Source organism: Sporolactobacillus mangiferae (genome assembly GCF_023336505.1).
Taxonomy (GTDB): domain Bacteria; phylum Bacillota; class Bacilli; order Bacillales; family Sporolactobacillaceae; genus Sporolactobacillus; species Sporolactobacillus mangiferae.
Genome location: NZ_JAMAST010000006.1, coordinates 17,839 through 41,333 on the forward strand (window position 1 = coordinate 17,839; position 23,495 = coordinate 41,333).

A 23,495-nucleotide genomic window follows, 5' to 3' on the forward strand; every position below is an offset into this window, starting at 1 on the left:
TTGTCAATCCGAATACTTTTTCCCAAAATATTGATAAAAGTTCGTTCGAATCCGCCCATTGTATAATTTTCTTTTTTTATTCGCCTGTCGGCCAAAGTAACTTTCAAACTGATCATATGAAGTTATGAAATAAAACGACCATGATTTATACGTTTTATATAGATGTCCCAGATCTTGACAAATCTGTTGAATTTGCGCTATATCTCCCATCCGTTCTCCATATGGTGGATTTCCAATCATACAGCCATGATCGGCTTTAGTCGTAAAATCCGCGACCTGCATTTGTTTAAATGTAATTAATCCTCCAAGGCCCGCCTCCAGAGCATTGTGTTTAGACAGTTCGATCATACTATGATCAATATCGCTGCCCAGAATCTGCAAGGGTTGATCATAATCAGCCAGATCCTCCGCTTCGTCACGTGCATGTGACCAAATATCTGCACTGATTGTTGGCCAGGATTCAGATACAAAATCGCGGTTAAAACCGGGCGCAATGTTTTGACCGATCATCGCGGCTTCGATCGGAAGCGTCCCTGAGCCGCAAAATGGATCCGCAAACGGTCGATCCGGAGTCCAGCGGCTGAGCAAGATCATCGCACTGGCCAAAGTTTCCTTCAAAGGTGCCAGATTATGCAGGCGTCTGTATCCGCGTTTATGCAGGCCTTCGCCTGAAGTGTCAATGGACAGGGTCGCTGTATCCTTCTCGATTGCAACCTGTATTTTATACACAGGTCCGTCTTCAGCGAACCATTCTTTGTGATAATGCTGCTTGAGGGACTCTACGATGGCTTTCTTGACAATCGCCTGACAATCCGGAACGCTGTACAGAGCTGATTTGTGTGATTTCCCGGTGACCGGGAATGAAGCATTAATCGGTAAAAATTCTGCCCACGGTAACGCCTTTGTCTGTTCAAACAGGTCGTCAAATGATGTAGCCTGAAAGCACCCGATCTGCAGACGAATGCGGTCTGCTGTACGCAACCAAAGATTGCACCGGCAAATAGCCAGCGCATCTCCGGGAAAAACAATTTGCCCGTTTTTTACATCCAAGTCTTTATAGCCTAGTTTTCTCAGTTCACCGGCAGCAACAGATTCAACGCCCATGGCCGTCGTCGCAATTAATGTCATCGTCTGATCCATATGCATGTTCCCTTCTCAGGAATTATCGTCTTTTTTTCAAATAAATTGACATGGTTAACAAAAATGCTTTTAACTCAGTATGCAGCATGAAACCACGGACCTTGTAGCCTGTGTGACTTTTCAGTTATCCCGTTTACCGCGAGTCTCCTTGGACAAGCTGGAATCTGCGGGGCTCGCGCTTTCGTTTCTGGTTCGCACTTTGATGCCTAGCTAAAAGCTTATACCTTCTTAACAGTACAAAAAAAGCCCGAAACGGGCTTTTTCTTTAATAAAATGCATTATCCATGTTCTGTAAGCCATGTTCTGTACTCCCGCACTCAAACAGAGCTGCACGCTCCTCGTACGAAAGCGGCAATCATCTATCTACAGATTAACTGTCCCTTTTTCCGTTTGATTCCTTCCAAAGGGTTCCTCTACCAAGTTTGAGTTTCCCGCTCGAGGGGTTTACCGCGTTCCACTTCTTTTGTTTCCAAAAGACATCGTCACTATGGCACGTTATGGGATAGCAAACCATATTCCAGAGGAACACAGGTTTTTCTCCCGCCGTTAGCCCAGAATCATAATCCGAGCTACCCTGGCTTATGACTTGGCCAGGCACGAACACTACGATCATTGCAGATCGTGCGAGCATGGACTTTCCTCTATATTCGCAAAGAATACAGCGATTGCCCGAACACGAATAATGTCACAGATATATATTATAATCCATTTTATTCAAAGAATCAACCCTTTTTATTCACCAAGACGGCTGCCAAAAACATGTTTCTCAAGATTTGATAAACGTTTCAGAATATCGTAATTAGTAACTCCCTGGCTTTCTGCTGGTGCTGTCTGTCGTTGTACTTCGCCACCGGCCAGTTGATTTTTCAAACGTTTATTTTCTTCGCGCAACCGCAGAATTTCTGCATTAAAAACATCATAGTCGCTAATGATGATATCTAGAAATTGATCTACCTCATCCTGCTGATATCCATGGAATCCAGTTTTAAACTCTTTATGGAGAATTTCATTTTTCGTTAGCCTGATCGTTTTCTGTTCTGCCACACTGATTCACTCCAAACTGTTGATCTCATCTTATTTTTTCAAATTTAGTTTATTGTGTCAATCACACGGTCATGACAACCTTCATCGATGTATGTGGAAATCGATTAAAAACATGATGCACTCATACACCGTTTGACCAATAATCGGGATTTTGCTGCTGCAAATCGTCAGCGGCCAGATCCAGGTCATAGTGATTAATCATTTGAATGGGGTAATGCGTCTGCTTCTTTTTCCTTTTGGCAGCATTTAAATAGAAAACAGGCGAACCCTTCTTTTCCTCATCATAAATGATCAGCATCGCATCGGTCTTTGCAACAAGAAAATCATTCTTTTGCCGAAGCTGCTCCGGTCCTTCATAAGGGCGGTTGCTAATGCTGGCAGCATAATCCGCGTGATCAAGGACTTTTAAGTAGCACTCTTTCTGCCATTCTTTATAATGCGCTTCCTGATTTAAAAAAGGCATTAAAACCGCAAGTTTTACATTTATTTGACCGCTATCTCTCAATTTAAGACAAACCTCTCCTGCCCACAGCTCAACACCCGTCTGTCCGCTGATTACAAACCACAGCGCCCCTTGTTCAACATACGCCAATATTTTTTTCTCAAGTATATATCGAATTGTCTGAATACCGGGATGATCAGCCGTGAATACACCAAGTTCATGAGCTTTATACCCAGTAATCAAAATCACCGATTCCTGATCACGCATTGATTCACTCCTCTCCTTATTTTCTCGGTTCTTAAAAAATGCCCAATGAAGCGCATAATCTGTCGAATATTTTCCCCCTGTCCAATAAAAGCAAGCGTGTTTTGACGATTTTAGGGTGTTTTTGCGCTTGCCCGGGTAATATTTCTCTTGATCCGATCATGTTCTCCGATTCGTCCGTTAAGTCGCTGCAACCTTTTTAAATAGTCCGCCTCTTTGCTCTGAAATCCTTCAGTCAGACGATGATCTCCCTGATATAAATAATTCAACGCTTCCTTCGTATAATATTGAGCACGGCGGTAATCTTTGAACTGATGTTCAAGCAACTTCGCAGCTTCAATGTATATACTGCCGACATCAACATCGGGATCTCGAATGGCGGATTGAAGGAGGTTCAGTGACGCGGAATAGGCGCCTTGTTTTTTATAGAGCTGGGCAAGCCGCAGTTTCGCTCGTCCCCTGAATGATGACGGTTGATGAACAAGCGCTTCCCATTGTCTCTGTGCGCGATCCGTTTCACCGATCTGATCATTCCAGCGCGCAATCTCAAACTTTTCTTCCAAATCAGGACCAATTCGTCCCATGATTTTATTTGACAGATGGATATATAAAGAAATCAGCGTTAAAACATCATCGCGATTATGCTCCATAATTCCTTTAACCAAACCTGCATCCGGATGTTTTAAAAAACGGAAATAGAGAAATGGAGCCATTTTTCCGGGAACATCGTGTGTCCGCTCCATTGAAAGAATATCTGATTCAATTGTCTGAAGCCGGACAGCCTCCAAACGATTTTTCCACAGACGTCTTGATGCATGCAAAAGGTCAAAGTGACCGAAAGCAGGCAATCGTGGCACTTGATTACGGACAAATTGATGGCGTGTCTTTACGCGCGGCCAGTCAAAAGCTTTTCCATTGAATGTGACAAGATTTTTTAATGATTTTGTGTCATTTAAAAATTTATGGTAAAAAGCAGCTTCATGACCAGGGCCTGGCAGAAAGTATTGGTTTAAAACAACCCCCTGTCGGGTCCAATGAGCAAGGCCAATCAAAAAGATCATTTGTCCTGCACCAGAACCGAGTCCTGTCGTTTCTGTATCAAAAAAAAGCAATTCCTCTGTCTGAAGCCCGCAAGCGGACAGCGGATGGCGCGGGGAAAAAGACTGCCATGCCGAAACGGCCGGATCAAGCTCCGCCAATGTATAGGGACCGACTTTCTTTTGAATAGGAATTATTTCTGAATAAACAAGCACGTATTGATCATCAAGCCAGTTCATTTTGGCGTTTAGAAGCTGTGCAGCGGCAGCAATTGCTTCATTTTGCCTGCTTTCAGACATTTCAAAGCTCGCTGTTGACTGGGAAACTTCTGGACGGGTCAATTGGTTTTGCTCATGAAGCTGTTTCCGATACAATTGCAGTTTTTTCGTTAGTGACATGCTTATCGTTCCCTTAATAAACGTCTCAATGTCAGCTTTGCCGCTTTACCTTCATTGACAAAACCAATGCACGATGGACAGCCGGACGTGCAGCTGCAGCTCTCAACCATCTCTCTTGCTTTGTCAAGCAAATTTGGCAGCTCACTGTAGATCCTGTCACTCAATCCGATACCTCCCGGATACTTATCGTATACAAAAATAGTTGGTTTTTCATTATGGGGAGCTTTAATCTTGGGTACAACAGACAGGTCTGACTGGTCACACTGCACATAAAGCGGTGCCGCGTGCCGGAGAAGGTGACTGAGCCCTACCAATGCGCCCTGAAAAGTGTCTTTTCCGTATATATTCATGAGTTCTGGATCGAAGCTGATCCACGCTGCATTCGTGTGCATCTCAAGTTCCGGAAGATTAATCTTTCCCCACCCGATATTTTCATAGGTTTCAAAGCGAATTTTTTTAAACACGGTCGGAAGTGCACGTACCGCCACGTCGCCATAGCCTTTTTCCGTATGCCGAACGGGATCATCGCATTCAGCGTGCTTATCCGTAGCCAGCACATCAAGCTGAACGGCCAGATCGGAATCTGTGTAATAATTGACGTTAACCTTGCGCACATACGCTTTTCTTTCTTCGAGGTCGAGATCGTCAACGTGATACTGAACCCCTTGGTGTATATATATAGCATCCTCGTAGAGCATGGTCATCGCTCCAAAACGATCCATCTCACCAATTACCTTGGCATGGCCACGGTCAGTCACGTCAATGATGGCAAAAGAATCCTGAGCAGCGGAGCGAAGGCTGATATTGTTTGCCGGGAAACCATCATTCATCCAATACCATTTTCCACGCTGATAATGGAGCACATCTTCTTCAGCAAGATAATCGCATAGATCGTCTACGGTCTCTTCGCCAAACTTCTCACCGTTTTTAAAAGGGAGCTCATAGGCGGAACATTTGACATGCTCCATCATGATCATGATATTGTCCGCATTAATCCGTACTTCTTCAGGCCGTCGCGAAAAGAAATAGTCCACATGCCCGGCCATATATTGATCAAGTGGATTAGAAGAGGCAACCAGAATGACTACGGCATCTTCCTGTCTTCTTCCGGCACGGCCGGCCTGCTGCCACAAACTGGCCATGTTCCCCGGGTAACCGGTCAAAATACATACCTGAAGCTGTCCAATATCTACCCCTAATTCAAGAGCATTCGTGCTGACAACACCAACGATCTCTCCGCTCCGCAATCCTTTTTCAATGCTCCGTCTCTCAAGCGGAAGATAGCCACCGCGATAAGCACAAATGGAAGCATGTGTCTGTAACCCACTGTTTACTTTTTGTAAATGGCTGACAAGAAGTTCGACACGCAGCCGGCTTTTTGCAAAAACAATTGTTTGAATTTTATTTCTTATGAATTGGGAAGCGAGCCGTGTAACCGAATGACTTTCATCTTCACGAATATTGAGCTGTCTGTTAATAACCGGCGGATTATAGATCAGAAAATGCTTGCGCACGCTTGGCGCACCATTGCGTTCAATTAAATGCATTTTCCTGCCCGTTAAAGCCTCAGCATGTGTTCTCGGATTGGCTATGGTCGCAGATGTGCAGATAAATTGCGGATGGCTGCCGTAATAACGGCAAATCCGTTTCAGTCTGCGAATGACGTTGGCAACATGACTGCCAAATACACCGCGGTATGTATGCAGTTCATCAATGACAATAAATTGAAGGTTTTCAAACAATGAAACCCATTTTGTGTGATGGGGTAAAATAGATGAATGGAGCATATCTGGATTTGTCATAACAATCTGGCCCGACTGACGAATTGTCTGCCGAACTGATCCGGCCGTATCCCCATCGTAAGTATGGCTCTTGATCGGCAAACCGATTTCATCAATCAGTTCCACCATTTCATTTTTCTGATCCTGAGCAAGTGCTTTTGTAGGGAAAAAGTAAAGTGCTCTTTTTTCCGGTTGCTCAATCAATGTCTCAAGAACTGGGAGATTATAGCATAACGTTTTTCCCGATGCTGTCGGAGTGACAAGAACAACATCATTTCCGGCCATCACTGCCTGGAATGCATCTGCCTGGTGTGTGTAAAGTGAAGAGATGCCCCGCCGCATCAGTGCTTTTTTCAAACGATCATCAATGGCATGTGGAAAAGGAACATCGTGCGCCGCCTTTTCGGGTATGGTTCTCCAATGAACAATATTGGGATCGGTCTTTAGTTCTTTTAAAATATTGTCAACGGTTTTGTGCCCAATCATCTGTTTTCCTCAATACCTCGCCGTTTATATGATTTTATTTATTATTATAGCATAACGAATAAATGTTCGTTAATTCTTATTGGGAGGCACTTTGTATGGCATCACTTACTCAATGGATTGAAAGCAGCCGGCATCTGGCTGTACTGACTGGTGCGGGAATCAGTGTTCCATCGGGTATCTCGCCCTTCCGCGGACCAAGCGGCCTTTATCAAAACGCAAAGGTTGAGTTCTGTCTTTCAATGCATTATTTCCTTACACGGCCAGCTGAATTCTGGAAGTTTTACTGGTCATTATTTGACGCAGATCTATTGCTGCATGCGCAGCCGAATGCTGTTCATCGATGGCTGAAAAACCTCGAACGTGACCGTGAAGTCACGATCATAACACAGAATATTGACGGACTGCACCATAAGGCAGGCAGTTCAGCAGTCATTGAGGTTCATGGTGCTTTTAATCGCTGCATCTGCCTTGACTGCGGTGCTGAATATGACACGGATCAGGTCAGGAAAGAAAAAGTTCCGCACTGCCCAGCCTTCAACAGTGAAGGCAGAACATGCGGAACGGTATTAAAGCCGGATATTGTGCTGTTCGGCGAAACAGTGCGGGGGGTGCAGGCTGCCATAAAAGCGGTCCGAAGAGCGGACCGTCTGCTGATACTTGGCAGTTCGCTCGGGGTTGCACCGATCAACTGTGTGCCTGACTACGCCAAACAGTCCGGCATTCCCACGCTGCTGATTAATGATCGACCTGCATTGCAAATGGAAGCCATTGATCGGTTTGCAGAAGCAGACTTTAACTCTTTTAATCCTGATACGCTCATCCTATAAAAATCAAATCAATAAACCTTCTTGAAAAAATCGACGAATTGGCCAATCTGTGTCCAATAAAACTCCGGTTTTGCCGGATAGCTGTCAGATTGCGACATTTCAAGCCATTGTACCGCTGCTGTATGGATTCCGGCTGCCTTTCCCGCAAGAATATCTCCATTTGCATCACCGATGTAGATTGTCTGCTGCGGATCAGCGCCAAATTTTTCAAGCGTTCGCTTAATGCCTTCAGGGTCTGGTTTAGGGACAGAAACTTCGTCTCCGGTTATGACGCTGTCAAAAAGATGGTTAAAACCCAATTTATTTTCGGAAATAATAAATGAGCGCCGTGCTTTTCCGGTGATGAGTCCGATTTTTATCCCCTGCTCTTTAAGCATATGTAACATGTTAAAAATTTCATGATTTTTTTCAACATAGTGTTCATGTTCTTTTTCATACAGTTCAAAGTATTGTTCGATGGCGTCTGAAACCGCTGCCCGATTTTTTAAATTTTTTTCGATCATTTTGTCCTCGGGCGGGCCAAACATGGCAACAACGCCATCAGTGCTCAAGGTCTGGCCATCAAATTGTTTGAAAACTGACTGCACTGCGAAAATCGTTAGCGGTAAAGTGTTGGCAAGCGTTCCGTCAAAGTCAAAAAGCACGTTGCGCAATTGCATCATTATTCTCCTCCAAATTCAGCTAATCTCTTTACAGATCTACTCTAGTATCCTATTAATCGAATCTGTTTGTCAAAAAACTTTTTGGGATTATCCTTTTTCTTCCCCGTCACCGCGCAAACTTTTCAGTATACTGTGTTAAATCACAGAGCGTATCCCGATCTATTTCAAATCCAATGCCAGGGCTGTCCGGCAAACGGATCTCACCATTACGAACAGTGATTTCAGGGGCCACGATATCCCTTTCCCAATAATGCGTTGAGGGACTCAGATCGCCGGGCAGTGTAAATCCGGAAACTGACGAAAGCGCAATATTATGGGCCTTAGCAATGCCAAACTCAACCATACCACCGCACCAAAGCGGAATATGGTGAGCGACGCACAAATCGCGAATACGCAGCGCCTCAGACCAGCCGCCAACACGTGCCATCTTTAGTGCCATGATCCTCCCACTGCCCAGTTTAATCGCGCTTGCAGCATCCTGATAAGAACAGATGGACTCATCAAGGCAGATAGGCGTCTTGATCAACTTCTGCAGGGCAGCATGATCAGTCAGATCATTATACGCGAGCGGTTGTTCCAGCATTTGCAGATCGAATTGATCAAGCTGGCATAATTGTTCAGTATCACTGAGCGTGTAATCTGAATTGGCGTCTGCCTGCAGCACAAGATCAGGAAAATGCATGCGTATCTCTGTCAGCAGATCCACGGCGTGCATGCGATTAATTTTGATTTTATAACGCTTATAGCTACATTCTGATTTCATGCGTTCAATTTGCGCAATGGCTTTATTCGCATCGTCTGCCGCAATAACTGCACCTGCCTCAACTGACGTTTGCGCAGGACCAAACAAGCGACCAAGATAGATGCCGTTCTGTTTCGCGTGCAGATCCCAGACAGCCTGACTCAGACCAGATTTGGCCATTCGATTTCCGCGAATACATTGCCAAATATGATCAAGTTCGGAGGGATGAACTCCTTCATGTTCAAAAAGAATTGGGATCAAGAAATCTTTAAGAACGGCAAAGCAGGAGCGGATTGTCTCTTCTGAATACCATGGACTGGAGAAAGGATCTGCCTCGCCGTAGCCGATTCGCCCGTCAGTATCCTCTAGTTCAATAACCAGCGCTTCTCTGTTTGTCACGTTCTGAAGATGCGTTTTAAAGGGTGCGTTCAATGGTGACGAAATCAAACGCACAATGACTGAATGAATTTTCACCTCGTGTCCCCCTCTATATCCGAACGCTCAGCACATTGATATGCATATGAGCGGACAAGATTCATGAATGATTTCGGACGTTCAAGATGAACTGCATGTCCGGAATCGAGAATAGTCCGCCATTCGGCATACGGTACCCTTTTCTGCATTTCTGAGGCAATCACGCAAAATTTTTTATCGATGGCACCGGTAATCATCAGCGTTGGCATACGGAGATCTGGCAAGTGTGCCCACCAGGAAGGCTGTGCCCCAGTACCCATACCACGTAAACTGCATGCCAGACCGTTCGCATCGTTGGCAAGCCGCTGAGCACGCAATGCAGCACGTACTTCCGGAGACATACTTTTCTGCGATTCGAATAGAGGAAGCTGCTCCCAGCGTGCGACAAATGCCTGGACACCTCGTGAAACGAGCGCTTCCGCCAGCAGTTCATCCTTAATTCTCCTGGACTTCCGTTCTTTTTCGGTTTTCAATCCCGGAGAAGCACTTTCCAGAATTAAACCGGCAGTCCGTTCAGGGTATAAGCATGCAAAACTGAGTGCCAGCCTTCCGCCCATCGAATAACCGAGCAACAGCACGCGATCAATATTGAGAAAGTCAAGCAGTGCACAAAGATCTTTGGCAGCTTCAAAGATCGAATAGCGATGAAAGTCAGCCGGTTTTCCAGTCTGCCCATGGCCAATGATATCAGGTGCAATAAGACGAAATCCTCGAAAAAAAGCGGTGTCCAAAAAATCCCATGTCTTAACACTACCGGTAAATCCATGGAGAAGGAGCATTGGAAATCCTGCTCCTCTTTGTTCAAAATGATAGACTGTCCCGCGAAGTTCAGTCATCATCAGCAAGCACTTCTTTCAGACGAAGATGCAGCTGGCTTTGCAGCATACGATGTTTCTCAACGTTGTCGAATCGCCTGGTTGGTACTTCAATGATATTCAGCCCATTCTTTGTTTCAGAATGGATCAGTGCGGATTGAAAGGATGCACTGTCATCAACTCTGCAATAGGAAGCGTCGTAAAGTCTGGCCGCATATGCAAAATCAAGCCCATGTGGCGTGCCAAACAGAGATTCAAAGTATTTTTTTTCGGATGCCTGAGGCAAAAATGAAAAAATACCTCCGCCATCATTGTTGATCAGAATAATCGTTAAATTAGCCTGATACTGCTTTGCCGCAAGTAAACCATTCATATCATGAAAAAAGCTGAGATCGCCTATGGCGAGAATCACGCGCTGTTTCGCCAGAGCAACCCCCACCGCAGTTGATACAACGCCATCAATACCGTTGGCACCACGGTTGGCATAAATATGTACCGACTTTTTTTGACGGAGCAAGAAGCTGTCGACCTCTCTGATTGGCATGCTGTTACCGACAAAAAGATGTGCATGTTCAGGGAGCCAGTCAATAAGCATTAAAAACGCTTTTTCTTCGCTCAGTGTTTGTTCATCGCGGATTGTCTGAAGTACTGTTTTCGTTAATTCATTAACTGAACGCCACATGGAAATCCAATCTAAGTTCACTGATTTGTTCATTTTTGAAATCAGTGCCGAGCACAAGTACTGTTCATCACAATAAATCATCTCAGTTGCTTTTCCAACCGGATCTCTCCATTCTCCGCCACTGTCAATCACCAGATTATCACACGTCTGCTGCTCCATCCATAACTTAATCGCCTTGGAAACAGGCGGTGCGCCAAAACGAATAATTAAGTCTGCTTTAAATGAGGCCAGATTCTGGCGATTTCGGAGAAATGTATCATATGATTCAATTATTGATTTCATCGAGTGACTGCCTGTTCTAAGTTGTGACAGTGGATCTGCAAGCAGCGGGAAGCCTGCCCGATTCGCCAGTTCCGCTAGTAAAGTTAATGGTTTCCCGTTCATCGGACCGCAAATGATCACGCCACGTTTCGATTGATTCACCTTGCTGATGATCGTCTGAATCTGCTGCTGCGTCGGTGCAAGCGTCCCTTGAAGCACGTGGATCCCCTTAAAAAGTGATTCATTGGCGATTTGCTGTTCGCTTATCCCGCACGGAAGCAGCGGTTCCCTGAGCGGAACGTTAAGGTGAACAGGCCCTTTAGGACACCCGTCCGCAATTGAAACCGCGCGGCTCACCAGTGCCTGATTATACGCCACAAGACTCAAATCACGCTCTGACATTTCTAATTGGAAAAACTGTTTGACGTGCTGTCCGTACAGTTGATTCTGATCAACGGTTTGCGGTGCTGAAACGTGCTGAAGTTCATAAGGCCGATCCGATGTGATCACAAGTAACGGAACGCGTGAAAAATAAGCTTCAACAATCGCCGGATAATAATTGGCAGCAGCCGTTCCAGAAGTACAAAGGAGCGCGACCGGTTCATTCATGGATTTTGCAAGGCCTAATGCCAGAAAAGCCGCCGAACGCTCATCAATATCGATATAGGTGCGTAATGCAGGATGTTGCTCAAAAAGTAAAGCAATCGGCGTAGATCTGGAACCGGGACTGATGACTGCAATCCTCACATTTTGTTTTATCAGTGTATGAGTCAGTGAAGATAAATAGTGTGTTAACAGTTCTTGATGATTCATAATTACCTCCCTGAAAGTGCGCGGAGCATAGGTGAAAATTTTAATGCCGTTTCTTCAAACTCCTGATTCGGATCGGAATCTCTGACAACGCCGCATCCTGCAAAAAGCACTGCTGTTTCCTTATGAATCAATGCTGATCGAATAGCAACATGAAAATCGCCGTTTCCTTCTCCATCACACCAGCCAAGCGGTGAACCATAGAAACCACGATCCAGCATTTCATGACCGCGAATCCATGAGATTGCATTCTGGCGCGGCAGTCCGCCAAGAGCGGGTGTTGGATGCAGCCGTTCAACCAATTGCACAATGGACGCACGCTCGTCACAGACACCCGTGACCGGTGTGTATAGATGCTGGATATATTTATTTTTCATTAGCAAAGGCTGCTCAGGTATGCTCAGCTGCCTGCATACTTCTGCGAGTGCCTTCCGAATGGTCGTGACGACATACTCATGCTCGATTCTGTTTTTTGAATCATGAAGCAGCCATTCGCCCAACCGCCTGTCTTCTTCATTCGTATCCCCTCTTGCCGCAGAACCAGCAAGGCATGCTGATTCAATGTGTGAACCGCTTTTTTTGATCAGTCGCTCAGGCGTCGCACCGAGAAATGCTGACCGTCCGTTTTCAAGACAGAAGACGCAGGTTCCTCTCTGTTTTTCATGCAGGGCGTGAAGTACTGACTCACTGGCGAGTGTGTCCTGATAAACCAGAACTCGCGAACGTGCCAGAACAATTTTGTTAAGTTCAGAGGACATTATGGCATGTATCGCTTCGTTCAGCAATTTATTCCATTCAAGCTTATTTTGATCTGTCTGGTATTTGAGCAGATTATGCTTTTCTATGAAGGATTCAGTTTTTATTTCAGTAAGATTGCTGAAAAGTTTGTGTTCCTGAATCTTCATTTTTTTAATGAATGCTTCGGCGTGATCGCCAGGTCTGCAAACGACTGATCGAGTTAAATAACAATGCTGACCGTATACCGTCAAAAGCCATTCAGGCAGAAAAAAATAACCGGAACCAAAAAGGGACCAGTCTTTTGATGACTGTTTGTCGGAGTCAAATGCAAACCCGCCAAAAATCAGAGGTCCTGTCCCTGTCACACCCTCAGAACCGCAGACAGTCGCTGATCGGAGCAGCTGGCTTTGCATATCGCGCACAGCCAGATAACCGCTTCTTCCTTCTGTACGTGTTGACGCGGCAATGCCTGCACCGACAAGGGCAAATTGATCAACCTGTTGTTCCCAGTAAAAACGCTCGCCATCGGCGATTTTACCTGCAGCACGATAAAAGTCAAGCGGCTCGATCTGCTCAATCACTTTGATTTCACTCACAACCTGCGGACATCGTGTACTATTCGCTCGCTCAATTTCCTTAGAAATCAATCTATATAAATCCTTTTCTTTATTGAACGTCAACTTCATCACCTGATATCGCCTACAATGTGAACATATTATGTCTTTTTTAAGATACCCCTTTCCAACAAAAACTGTCAATTTCAAAGAACGCAGGTTTCATAGGTAAAACTTGTCCGCTGTTAATATAATCCGATTAGAGCAGTCATTTCGCTGAAAGGATTCGATGCCATGTTTTATAAAAAACGCCGCCGGCTAAATCCACTCACATACGGTTTCCTGACTTATTTATTGAGCAGCGTGATCCTTTACATTGTCACAAAGCGTACAATCCATATCATGATTCTTTGGAACCTGATCCTGTCCTGTGTTCCAGTTGTTCTTGCTGCACTGATGTATCATGCTGCCAAGTCCAAAGATTGGGCGCGCGTGTGGCTGCTTGGTTTCTTATGGATGATCTTTTTCCCCAACGCACCGTATATGATTACTGACTTCATTCACCTGCAGCACCTTTCTTTCTACACTGCGACACAGCACGCTACTTACACAGGCGATCTGCTGACCTGGTTCAGTCTGTTTCAAGTAGGTATTGGTGTGTTTATCGGTACAAGTATGGGGATGTTCTCATTATGGATGATTCACCAGCGTTTTTTGATACATTTAAATGTTGTCATTCGCCGTACGTTTTTTTTCGTTTTTTTCTTACTCAGCGGATACGGCATGTATATTGGACGGTTCCTTCGTCTTAATTCCTGGGATCTGTTCAATCTTTCAAAAGTCACGAACTATTTAACCGATCATTTCACAGCATTCACCCTCACATTTACTTTGGTAGCTGCAGGCTACACCTTTCTGGCCTACTGGACTTTGTTTTTACTTTTGTTCATTCCTTTGAATATTTACGGTAAACGATGATTTCCGGTAGCACCAGGTTTTTATTGATCCCTCATTCGTCATACTAAAAAAGTCTGAAAAGATACCGATAATTACTTATAGTTAGGAAATTGAAAGGATTTGGCGTTGCTTATGCTTTAAATGTAATTAATTCTATATGGCATTAGAGATGAAGCTATGGATATCTACGTTGCCCGTCAGCCTATTTTCGACAGCAAAATGAGACTTTTCGGATATGAGCTGCTGTACCGCGAAAGTCAGACGAACGCATATCAACTGCAATCAAGCGATCGTGAAGCAACCGCAGAACTGCTATCAAATTCTGTGCTCGTATTCGGATTTGATGAATTGATTGATCATACCCATGGATTTATTAATTTTCCGGAAGATTTCCTCATTCAGCAATTACCGCGCCTTTTACCGAAAAAAAAGATTATCGTTGAAATATTGGAACGTGTTCGTCCGACACCGGAAGTCATTCAAGCCTGCCGCTTATTAAAAAAGGATGGCTATGTGCTTGCACTTGATGATTTTATTTTCGACAGAAAAGGATACGAAGCACTGATCGACCTTGCCGACATCATCAAAATTGAATTCTCCAGAACGAAAATAAAACATCAGCTACGATTGATCCAAAAGTATCGCGGCCAGAAGCTGTTTCTCGCTGAAAAGGTTGAAACGACTCTTGACTATCGATTGGCTCTGGCAATGGGCTATGAACTTTTTCAGGGATATTTCTTTAGCAGACCAGTGATGGTAAATGCAAAAGAGATCGGATACCAAGTCACCATTTTATCAAGAATGCTCACCGAGCTTAAGAAGCCTGAGCCCGATTTAGACAAGCTGACGGCATGGATAAAATCGGATATCGGATTGGCATATAAATTATTGCGTGTGGCAAATACGCTTCAATATGGATCGAAATATCCTATCCGTTCTGTTCATAAAGCTATTTCACGTCTGGGACACAAAGAAATGATTCAGTGGATACAGATCATGATGATCAAAAAGGTCGAAAGAATTGAGAATGCTGAGTTAATCAAACGTTCTTTGATCCGCGGGAAAATGATGGAACTGCTTGTGGTTAAAGTGGATGGACCTGCTGCATCTGCTGATGCATTTATTACCGGTATTTTCTCTTCTTTAGATCAAATACTCAATCAGCCGATGGCACAGGTGGTTGCTAAACTTCCGCTGAATCCGGAAGTTAAAAACGCACTGATGGGCTACAAAAATCAATTCAGAAATTACCTGGACGCAGTGATTCATTTTGAAAATGCGGATTGGAATGCGCTTCGCCTTTTTACAGAGACAAATCACTTAACCAGCGGACAGCTGATGAAGTACTATATGGACGCGATTAAATGGGAGCGTTCAATGCGGGATTCCGATGTATCTTAATCGCACACCACGGTTATTGATGGATCATTTTATAATAGAGTCCCCTGTGTTTCAGCAGTTCCTGGTGTGTGCCCTGCTCTGCAATAATTCCTCCATTAATGACGAGAATCTTGTCCGCATGGCGAATGGTTGAAAGCCGATGTGCAATAATCACACTTGTTCTCCCTTGCATTAAAGTAACCATCGCAGTTTGAACGGCCTTCTCCGTCTGCGTATCCACATGACTCGTTGCCTCGTCCATAATCAAAATAGCAGGATCTGCAAGGAGCGCGCGTGCAATTGTAAGCAGTTGTTTCTGTCCTTCGCTCAAATTGTCCCCATTGCCATGAAGAACCGTATCATAAGCTTTTTCGGTACTATTAATAAACAGATCAGCACCCACGGCTGACGCCGCGTCCCTGATTTCCTGCTCTGAGGCGCCCATACGCCCGTAACAAAGATTTTCTTTAATCGTTCCAGGAAACAGGTGTGTATCTTGCAAAACCATGCCAAACAAACTGCGATAATCATGTCGCCGATAATGGCTGACATTTAAGCCGTCAACTCGAATGCTGCCGCTTGTCGGTTCATAAAAACGCATCAGTAAATTGACAACCGTGGTTTTTCCCGCCCCGGTCGGACCAACTAGAGCGATCGTCTCCCCCGGACTGACATGAAATGAAATGTTTTTCAGAATTGGATGTTCCGGGACATAACTGAATGAAACACGGTCAAAATTTATGGATCCTTTGCAGGTCGCGCGACTAATCACTTTTGCATCCGTCCGGTCTGGCATCTCCTCATCCTGATCGAAGATCTCAAATACCCGCTCTGCCCCGGCCATCGCGGAAAGCAGTGTGTTAAAAATGCTGGCCACATCGTTTAAAGGTCTGGCAAATTGCCTGGAGTAGGTCAGAAAGCTGGCAATCATACCGACCGAAATTAAATTTTTTACTGCCAGATAGCCGCCAAAGGAGGCCACCGCTGCAAAACCAAGATTATTAATCACATTCATCAATGGCATCAAATAGCCCGACCAGATCTGCGCGCGTATGCCAACATCAGTTAATTGCCGGTTTAACCTCATGAACTGCCCAGCTTCCTGCTTTTCTCGACTGAATGCCTTAATGACGGACAGACCGGAAATAGACTCCTCAATTTGTCCATTTAATCCACCCAGAATTTTTTGCTGTTCAACAAAAAGTCTGGAAGTATGGCTTGCAATGGTTTTCGTCAGCAGAAGGACAAGCGGCACTACAATGATACTGGCGATAGTAAGCAGCGGACTGATCCAAATCATCATCACAAGAGAACCGGCAATCATTATGACTGCGTTTATCAGTTGCAACGTAGACTGTGAAATCGTAACGTCGATATTTTCAATGTCATTTGTTAAACGGCTCATCAGTTCTCCATGGCTATGGCGGTCAAAGAAAGAAATCGGCAGTTTCGTCATTTTATTGAAAAGATGACGTCGCAGTGCCGCTACCATTCGCTGACCTGCTGTCGCCATCAGCCAGCCCTGAAGAAAATTAAGCAGACCATCAAGAATATAAAAAACAAGAAGCACGAGAAGCACATCGATGAGCAAAGAAAATTTTACGGAATGTGCATGTACACCGATTTGGTTTACGGCCAGTCCAATCAAATACGGGATGAGCAAGGATACTGCCGCATCGAGCAATATGAGTACCGATACAACAATCAGGCTGATTTTCTCGCGAACAAAATAAGCGCCGAGCCGTTGCAGCGTTTCACGAATTCGCCTCGGTTTTTCAACCGGCGCAAAGCGCGCGGCACCCCTTCTATGATTATTCCTTTTTGACATCCCTGTGGGCGGCCGATTTGCAGAGCCTTTTTTTTCAGTCAATTTGCTCCGTCCCTTTCATCATCTGTGCTTCGCATACATCGCGATAAAATGGCGATGAAGTAAGGAGTTCCTGGTGCGTTCCGGACGCTTCGATCATTCCATTACTCATCACAATAATTCGATTTGCATCTTTGATTGAGTTGATCTTTTGAGAAATAATGATGCAGGTCATGCATTCAGAATACTCCTTTAACCGACTGCGAATTTCCCGGTCTGTCTGAGCATCAACGGCACTGGTCGCGTCGTCCAAGATAAGCAGATCCGGATTTCGAACCAATGCCCGTGCAATGGAAATCCGCTGTTTTTGTCCGCCTGATAAATTGACGCCTCCCTGCCCGACTAGTGAATTATAGCCATTTGGAAGATGCCGGATAAAGTCGTCTGCATCAGCAACACATGCTGCTTCGATAATTGCCTGTTCGTCTGCTTTTTCATTACCCCAACGAATATTTTCCTTCACTGAACCGCTGAAAAGAAGTGGTTCTTGTGGAACAATTGCAATGCGTTTTCTTAATTCTTCAAGTGAATAATAGGGTAACGGATGCCCTCGAAAATAAATGATGCCTTGGTCAGGATCATAAAATCGCAGGATCAACTGGACGATTGTTGATTTTCCCGAAGCAATCGGTCCGGTCACACCAAGTGTTTCGCCTGCTTCGATGCGAAAATCAACATTACTTAGGACAGGCTGCTCTGTGTTCTTATAGGAAAAAGTGACTTTGTGAAATACAAGGCCATTACTATCATTTCGAACATGCGCTGTCAGCATTGCTCTTTTAAATGTGTGATCTGACCCGCGATTCATCACTTCGCCGATCCGTTCCGCTGAGGCTTTAGCGCGAACAAACAAATTAAAGGCATTATTTACCACCATCAAGGCGAATAAAAGCTGCATCATATAATTAGTAAACGCGATAATCGAACCAGTCCGCATCGTCCCTTGATTGACACCCACAGCTCCAAACCACAGAATGGCAATGACACCTGCATTAACCGTAAAATTAACAAGCGGACCAAACGCGCTGCCAATTTTAGTGGCAACAGCGGTTAAATCCGCCAGCCTCTGATTATTTTTCTGAAACCCCTTCTGTTCGTATTCCGAACGATTAAACACACGAATCACACGAATGCCTGCTAAATAGCGCTGCATGGAACGGTTGACTTGATCCAGAGCCTGCTGAACTTCACGAAAATATGGATAACTTATTTTCATGTTCATCATGATGGACAGCGCAATCAGCGGCGCCACACACAGCAATACCAGTGATAGTCTGGGATTGAGATGGACAGCCATGATTAAACTGCCAATACCTACAAGCGGTGCTTTGACCATAATTCGCATCAATCCATTTGCAAAGGTCTGCACGCGCGTCACATCATTGGTCATCCGGATAATCAGCGTCGCATTTCCAAAATGATCGATCCCGGTCTGCGGTAACTTTTGGATCTTCAGGTATAGATCCTGGCGAAGATCCTGTGCAAAGCGCTGAGAAACAAGACCGGACAAAATGTTGCGAAGACTGGCACAGACAGCGCCGATAGCCGTAACGCACAGCATCAGCAAACCGAATCGCCAAATGGCTGCCATATTTGACCGAGCAATTCCCTGATCAACAATTTTCGCCATAAACGCAGGTTGCAAAAGATCGGCAAACGCTTCAAACGCTAAAAATAAAAGAGCCAATAAAAATTTATTTCGATATTTTTTCCAATAGACATCAAGATAGAGCATCATAAGCCTCCATTCACTGGCAAAATGAAGAAACAGTGGGGCTGACCAATTAAGGTCTTTTATAATAATATAACAACAAACCACTGTCCATCTCTTTGCTTTTAGAGACTTATTTGTCGAAGGACGCACATTTCAATAATCATTCAAACAAAAACTCAATTACCAGGAATTTGTATCAAAGCTTTATTGATTCTATGGTCGTATATCACCTTTCACATCTGCAAGCAGCGGATATCCGAGAAGCGCCATTTCAAGCGCATAGCGTCTCTGAGGTTCAAAAAAATCATCTCCCAGGATATCCCGTATTTTATCCAGTCGATTGTACAGTGTCTGCCGATGAATAAATAAGCGCCTGGCTGTTTCTCCCTTTGAACCCATGTATCTGAAATACATAGACAGAGTTTCTGCCAGATTAAGATGATGACTGCGATCATAGTCAAGCAAACCTCCAAGTTGATCGCAGATAAATTCAGAAAGAATGGAATGCGGAACAGACTTCAATAATCGATAAACGCCCATTTTCTCATAAAAATAGCAGTCTTTCATCGCAGGCACCGTCTGTGAAAGTTCAATCACTTGATAAGCTTCTTTAAAACTCAGCCAGTTATCAAGCAAACTGGAACGCGCTTTCCCGACACCCGCATGAAATTGAAGACCCTGGATTGATTGATTAATATATTTATCCAACCCATCAATCAGCCCCTGAATATTTCGAAACAGACTTACTGTTGAATCTTCATTCACCCGTTCCTTGGCGCAAATAATATAAATCTGGTTATTTTTCATCATCAATAAATGATGCATCTGATAGCGTTTCAGCAATGATCGGATCAATACGAGAATATCCTGATTTCGTGCCTCCATTCGTTCCGGACCCGCTTCCATCACATTATGCTCAAATGCGATAATACTGCCAACAAAGATATATTTTTCTCCATTTGGCGAAGGCAGACCCATTCGTGTCTGCGCCTGTTCTTCACTTTCAATCCGTCTGCTGAGAATGTCCTGGATCAATTTATTCTGATTGTTCAGTACCTTTTCTTCAAGAAACTGTGTCCGCAGCAGAACAGTGGCCACCGCTTTGGCTGTGTAATCAATCAGCAACTTCATATATTCAGTTGGGTGTGCCTGATGAAGCATCATGCCGATACAGGAGAAAACCTGTCCAAAACACACGACTGGCTGGATCAGGAGATAGTGACCACTATCCATTGACCACAGCTCAGATTCCTGAATCTGATCAATGTCCTTCATTTTTTCGCGGCAAAACTGATTGATTACGTCCACTGTCTCGTCTTCCACTGCAGGATAATATTTATTGGGCTCAATGGTGGACAAATAAATGATCTGGCGCTCTGAGTAAGTCTGGAGCAATCTCAATATGGCAGGAATATCGCTGCTTTGCAGAATCAATTGCTGTTGATGCCGAGAGAATTGCTCAAGATTTTTCAACAGACCAAAATGCTGGTTAATGATATAAGAATGTATATCTTGCGTGATTTCTTCAAAGCGTATCGGCTGACGAAACAAGATCAAAGGAAAATCATGCTCATCACAAAAAGCAATGATTTTGCCAGGAATTTCATCAATTGTCGTTCCGAATTCAATGCAGAGCCCTGATGTTTCATGTTCAATGATTTGGCGGATATACTCGAGTCCTGACTTAACTGAGCGTTTCAGCCATAATCCCGTTGTAAGGATTAAATCATGCTTGCTGACATACGGAGCTGCGTGTGTGATTTCAAGAATGTGAACCCAGCGAACTTCACGATATACACCGCGCGCTCCAGCAAGCAGTGCAGCTCTTCGAAATAATGGACGTTTCAGAACATCTTTTACACAAAAAGGCCGCTCATCCATAAAATCACCCTCAACGTTTCTTTTCATCTCATATATATGTCATATTATCTGACACAAAAAGGAAATGTCAAGTTATTGGCGTTATTTTTAGACAAAATGTATGATGAAAAGCATTCACATTATTTGTAACATTTTCAATAAAGAATGGTTCAGACAGCCAAACGGTCAAACGGAACGGCATATCAATAAACGCTGCGTCTGTTTTGCTGGCCTGACTATCTGATTATTCAAATATTGATAAATAATCGGGAGGCATTTCATTCATGATTATCGGTATTCCGAAAGAACTGAAGAACAACGAACGTCGTGTCGCAATCACCCCTGCTGGAACGTACCATCTTGTTCAGGAAGGAAACGTAGTCTACGTCGAAACAAAGGCAGGAGCCGGAGCAGGATTTACAGATGAACAATATGAAAAAGCAGGCGCGCAGATTACATCCGCTGAGAAAGCCTGGTCCGCTGAAATGGTGATTAAGGTTAAAGAACCGGAACCGGAAGAATATCAATTCTTTCATGAAGGGCTGATCCTTTTCACTTATCTGCATCTGGCACCGGCGGTCGGCGCGGAGCTGACCCGGGCCCTTGTTGCTAATAAAGTCGTTTCCATTGCCTATGAAACCGTTCAGCGCGCGGATCGTGTGCTTCCGCTTCTCCAGCCAATGAGTGAAGTTGCCGGAAGAATGGCTGTCCAGATTGGTGCCCAGTACCTTGAAAAATTCAGCGACGAAGCTGGTAAAGGTATTCTGCTCGGCGGCGTTCCCGGCGTCTCCCGCGGTAAAGTCACGATTATCGGCGGTGGAATCGTAGGTACAAATGCAGCAAAAATCGCTGTTGGCCTCGGCGCTGATGTCACAATTCTTGACATTAGCGCGGACAGACTTCGTGATCTTGATGATATCTTCGGTAACGCATTAAATACTGTGATGTCCAATCCATACAATATTGCTCAGGCAGTTAAAGAAGCAGACCTTGTTGTTGGTGCAGTGTTGATTCCTGGGGCAAAAGCGCCGAAACTCGTCACTGAAGAAATGGTTGCCAACATGAAAGAAAACTCGGTGATCGTTGACGTAGCGATCGATCAGGGCGGCGTTGTTGAAACTTCAGATCACAGCACGACTCATGATGATCCTACCTATACAAAACATGGTGTCATTCACTATGCCGTTGCAAACATGCCTGGCGCAGTGCCGCAAACCTCAACACTTGCACTGACCAATGTAACCATTCCTTATGCAGCAACGATTGCACGTAAAGGATACGTACAGGCATGTCTTGATGATGAAGCGTTATTAAAAGGATTAAACACTCTTGATGGCTATGTAACGTTCAAGCCTGTTGCTGAGGCTCACGGTTTGGCGTACAAGTGTCCAAAAGAATTGCTCGAATCATCTGCAAAAGTGTGATTTTGACTGCTGCAGCATTGACTTAATGCGTTATCTCGCTTTGCGGCTCAAGTAATTTTATTGTACTCCCCGCTCATTCTTATTGGGCAGGGAGTTTTTTATGAAATAAATGAACCTTGCCAGCAATCAAAACGCTCAATCCAGACAGCTGGACATGCTTTGTCAGCATTCATTCTGACCTTTGCGCCGATCGGCATCGTCATCATTGGCTGTGTATGGCAACAGTCAAAGTCAGCGATAATCGGTAGTTTGGCACCATTCAGCACTTCAAGCAGGATATCGATCGGCCTTCTTCCGGTTCCGCTATCATCAAACTGTTCATGCTTTCCAAGTAAGATACCGCTAATCTTATCAAAAACGCCACTTACTTTAAACAGCGAGAAGTTTTTTTCGACCTGACCTGAGCGGCATCTTTCATTGAGTCTTCAATCAGCAATAGATCCCCTTTCTTCAATTCGGGCATGTACGGACTGCCCCAGAAGCCGTTCATTGCATTCAAATTGCCTCCGATCAGTCTGCCCGAAGCTTCGCCACCGTTCACACCAATCCATCGATTCTGATGTTGTTCCTTCTCTCTTGTCTTAATTTCCCAATTAGCGGAATCGTCTGTCCATTCGTCTGGTGCGGTCAATTGCATCGGCAATTCATATGCCACTTGCAGCACTTATTTAAAGGAGTCAAACGTTTGATTTACGAAGGGTGGAAATTCGCCAAAAGACGGAACAAGCGCTGGTCCATAATAGACAGGACAACCCGGTCGCGCGTAAACAGCCAGCAGGATCGCAGTCACATCTGAATAGCCGATCAAAATTTTTGGCCTTTCTTTTAATGCCTCATAATCAATATAAGGAAGAAGTGCATTTGAATTCGTGCCGCCTATTGTTTACATAATTAATTTTATGTATTTTCTATGAATCAATGCATTTAATTCATCAGCGCGTTCGTGAATGTTTCCTGAACGATAATAATCCTGTTTACCTGTCAAACCTCCTTCGACAATTTCGAATCCTTTCGATTCAAGAAATCGCTTTGCACGAGCGAACCGTCTCGGTGAGGTCGCTGTAACTGGCGATGACGGAGAAAAAACACCAATTTTATCCCCCCTTTTCTCACTTAGTTTTGAAAAAAAACGGCG

Annotated in this window: 17 protein-coding genes, 1 other RNA gene and 1 pseudogene; 4 read left to right on the forward strand and 15 right to left on the reverse strand. The window is 44.5% G+C overall.

What is annotated here, in order from left to right; translation table 11 throughout:
• Window positions 1–3: 3 nt before the first annotated feature.
• The 6 genes from M3N64_RS07235 to M3N64_RS07260 all read right to left on the reverse strand — a co-directional run bounded on the left by M3N64_RS07235 (window position 4) and on the right by M3N64_RS07260 (window position 6,593).
• A complete protein-coding gene (locus M3N64_RS07235; RefSeq protein WP_249100340.1) occupies window positions 4–1,140 on the reverse strand; it encodes a THUMP domain-containing class I SAM-dependent RNA methyltransferase in 1,137 nt (378 codons plus the stop codon).
• Between the two features lie 287 nt (window positions 1,141–1,427).
• Window positions 1,428–1,817, reverse strand: an RNA gene (gene rnpB, locus M3N64_RS07240) — RNase P RNA component class B.
• A gap of 55 nt (window positions 1,818–1,872) precedes the next feature.
• Window positions 1,873–2,184 (reverse strand): cell division regulator GpsB, encoded by a 312-nt coding sequence (gpsB, locus tag M3N64_RS07245; protein ID WP_249100342.1) that lies wholly within the window; start codon window positions 2,182–2,184, stop codon window positions 1,873–1,875.
• 121 nt (window positions 2,185–2,305) lie between these two features.
• The gene (locus tag M3N64_RS07250; RefSeq protein WP_249100345.1) at window positions 2,306–2,893 is read right to left on the reverse strand and encodes an SLOG family protein; all 588 of its coding nucleotides are present in this window, start codon (window positions 2,891–2,893) and stop codon (window positions 2,306–2,308) included.
• Window positions 2,894–3,003: 110 nt separating this feature from the next.
• Complete coding sequence (locus M3N64_RS07255) at window positions 3,004–4,326, reverse strand: ribonuclease H-like domain-containing protein (RefSeq protein WP_249100348.1); 1,323 nt, start codon at window positions 4,324–4,326, stop codon at window positions 3,004–3,006.
• A 2-nt stretch (window positions 4,327–4,328) separates the two neighbouring features.
• Window positions 4,329–6,593: a DEAD/DEAH box helicase gene (locus tag M3N64_RS07260; protein ID WP_283163349.1), complete on the reverse strand. Its 2,265-nt coding sequence runs from the start codon at window positions 6,591–6,593 to the stop codon at window positions 4,329–4,331.
• Between the two features lie 95 nt (window positions 6,594–6,688).
• Here M3N64_RS07260 and M3N64_RS07265 point away from each other — a divergent pair, with 95 nt between their 5' ends.
• On the forward strand, window positions 6,689–7,420 hold the full coding sequence (locus tag M3N64_RS07265; RefSeq protein ID WP_249100351.1) for an SIR2 family NAD-dependent protein deacylase: 732 nt from the start codon (window positions 6,689–6,691) through the stop codon (window positions 7,418–7,420).
• A gap of 8 nt (window positions 7,421–7,428) precedes the next feature.
• On the opposite strand, the gene M3N64_RS07270 is transcribed toward M3N64_RS07265, so the two are convergent.
• From M3N64_RS07270 to M3N64_RS07290, 5 genes are all read right to left on the reverse strand, one after another.
• Entirely contained in the window at window positions 7,429–8,082 is a 654-nt protein-coding gene (locus tag M3N64_RS07270; protein WP_249100356.1) for an HAD family hydrolase, read from the reverse strand.
• 106 nt (window positions 8,083–8,188) lie between these two features.
• Window positions 8,189–9,298 (reverse strand): o-succinylbenzoate synthase, encoded by a 1,110-nt coding sequence (menC, locus tag M3N64_RS07275; protein ID WP_249100360.1) that lies wholly within the window; start codon window positions 9,296–9,298, stop codon window positions 8,189–8,191.
• A complete protein-coding gene (menH, locus tag M3N64_RS07280) occupies window positions 9,295–10,137 on the reverse strand; it encodes a 2-succinyl-6-hydroxy-2,4-cyclohexadiene-1-carboxylate synthase (protein ID WP_249100363.1) in 843 nt (280 codons plus the stop codon). Before menH ends, menC begins: the two co-directional genes overlap by 4 nt.
• Entirely contained in the window at window positions 10,127–11,869 is a 1,743-nt protein-coding gene (gene menD, locus M3N64_RS07285) for a 2-succinyl-5-enolpyruvyl-6-hydroxy-3-cyclohexene-1-carboxylic-acid synthase (protein ID WP_249100366.1), read from the reverse strand. The genes menH and menD overlap by 11 nt, the downstream gene beginning before the upstream one ends.
• A gap of 2 nt (window positions 11,870–11,871) precedes the next feature.
• Window positions 11,872–13,290: an isochorismate synthase gene (locus M3N64_RS07290; protein ID WP_249100564.1), complete on the reverse strand. Its 1,419-nt coding sequence runs from the start codon at window positions 13,288–13,290 to the stop codon at window positions 11,872–11,874.
• Window positions 13,291–13,452: 162 nt separating this feature from the next.
• On the opposite strand from M3N64_RS07290, the gene M3N64_RS07295 reads away from it, so the two are divergent.
• Entirely contained in the window at window positions 13,453–14,136 is a 684-nt protein-coding gene (locus M3N64_RS07295) for a DUF1361 domain-containing protein (RefSeq protein ID WP_249100369.1), read from the forward strand.
• Window positions 14,137–14,292: 156 nt separating this feature from the next.
• On the forward strand, window positions 14,293–15,516 hold the full coding sequence (locus M3N64_RS07300; RefSeq protein WP_249100374.1) for an EAL and HDOD domain-containing protein: 1,224 nt from the start codon (window positions 14,293–14,295) through the stop codon (window positions 15,514–15,516).
• 13 nt (window positions 15,517–15,529) lie between these two features.
• On the opposite strand, the gene M3N64_RS07305 is transcribed toward M3N64_RS07300, so the two are convergent.
• From M3N64_RS07305 to M3N64_RS07315, 3 genes are all read right to left on the reverse strand, one after another.
• Window positions 15,530–17,365, reverse strand: coding sequence for an ABC transporter ATP-binding protein (locus M3N64_RS07305; RefSeq protein ID WP_249100377.1), 1,836 nt, complete (start codon window positions 17,363–17,365; stop codon window positions 15,530–15,532).
• Window positions 17,358–19,097 carry an ABC transporter ATP-binding protein gene (locus M3N64_RS07310; protein WP_249100379.1) on the reverse strand — a complete coding sequence of 580 codons (1,740 nt, stop codon included), beginning with the start codon at window positions 19,095–19,097 and terminating at the stop codon, window positions 17,358–17,360. Before M3N64_RS07310 ends, M3N64_RS07305 begins: the two co-directional genes overlap by 8 nt.
• Before the next feature lie 192 nt (window positions 19,098–19,289).
• Window positions 19,290–20,957 carry a PucR family transcriptional regulator gene (locus M3N64_RS07315; RefSeq protein WP_249100381.1) on the reverse strand — a complete coding sequence of 556 codons (1,668 nt, stop codon included), beginning with the start codon at window positions 20,955–20,957 and terminating at the stop codon, window positions 19,290–19,292.
• 263 nt (window positions 20,958–21,220) lie between these two features.
• Between M3N64_RS07315 and ald the strand changes: the two genes are divergently transcribed.
• Window positions 21,221–22,360 (forward strand): alanine dehydrogenase, encoded by a 1,140-nt coding sequence (gene ald, locus M3N64_RS07320; protein ID WP_249100383.1) that lies wholly within the window; start codon window positions 21,221–21,223, stop codon window positions 22,358–22,360.
• Window positions 22,361–22,458: 98 nt separating this feature from the next.
• On the opposite strand, the pseudogene M3N64_RS07325 reads toward ald, so the two are convergent.
• Window positions 22,459–23,453: pseudogene (locus M3N64_RS07325) on the reverse strand (S66 family peptidase).
• Between the last annotated feature and the right edge of the window lie 42 nt (window positions 23,454–23,495).

Coding starts and splice junctions, on each gene's coding strand:
- M3N64_RS07295 (WP_249100369.1), top strand. CDS start 13,453: ATGTTTTATAAAAAACGCCGCCGGCTAAATCCACTCACATACGGTTTC.
- M3N64_RS07255 (WP_249100348.1), bottom strand. CDS start 4,326: ATGTCACTAACGAAAAAACTGCAATTGTATCGGAAACAGCTTCATGAG.
- M3N64_RS07300 (WP_249100374.1), top strand. CDS start 14,293: ATGGATATCTACGTTGCCCGTCAGCCTATTTTCGACAGCAAAATGAGA.
- M3N64_RS07235 (WP_249100340.1), bottom strand. CDS start 1,140: ATGGATCAGACGATGACATTAATTGCGACGACGGCCATGGGCGTTGAA.
- ald (WP_249100383.1), top strand. CDS start 21,221: ATGATTATCGGTATTCCGAAAGAACTGAAGAACAACGAACGTCGTGTC.
- M3N64_RS07270 (WP_249100356.1), bottom strand. CDS start 8,082: ATGATGCAATTGCGCAACGTGCTTTTTGACTTTGACGGAACGCTTGCC.
- M3N64_RS07250 (WP_249100345.1), bottom strand. CDS start 2,893: ATGCGTGATCAGGAATCGGTGATTTTGATTACTGGGTATAAAGCTCAT.
- menH (WP_249100363.1), bottom strand. CDS start 10,137: ATGATGACTGAACTTCGCGGGACAGTCTATCATTTTGAACAAAGAGGA.
- M3N64_RS07315 (WP_249100381.1), bottom strand. CDS start 20,957: ATGGATGAGCGGCCTTTTTGTGTAAAAGATGTTCTGAAACGTCCATTA.
- M3N64_RS07290 (WP_249100564.1), bottom strand. CDS start 13,290: ATGAAGTTGACGTTCAATAAAGAAAAGGATTTATATAGATTGATTTCT.
- M3N64_RS07265 (WP_249100351.1), top strand. CDS start 6,689: ATGGCATCACTTACTCAATGGATTGAAAGCAGCCGGCATCTGGCTGTA.
- M3N64_RS07310 (WP_249100379.1), bottom strand. CDS start 19,097: ATGCTCTATCTTGATGTCTATTGGAAAAAATATCGAAATAAATTTTTA.
- menD (WP_249100366.1), bottom strand. CDS start 11,869: ATGAATCATCAAGAACTGTTAACACACTATTTATCTTCACTGACTCAT.
- M3N64_RS07260 (WP_283163349.1), bottom strand. CDS start 6,593: ATGATTGGGCACAAAACCGTTGACAATATTTTAAAAGAACTAAAGACC.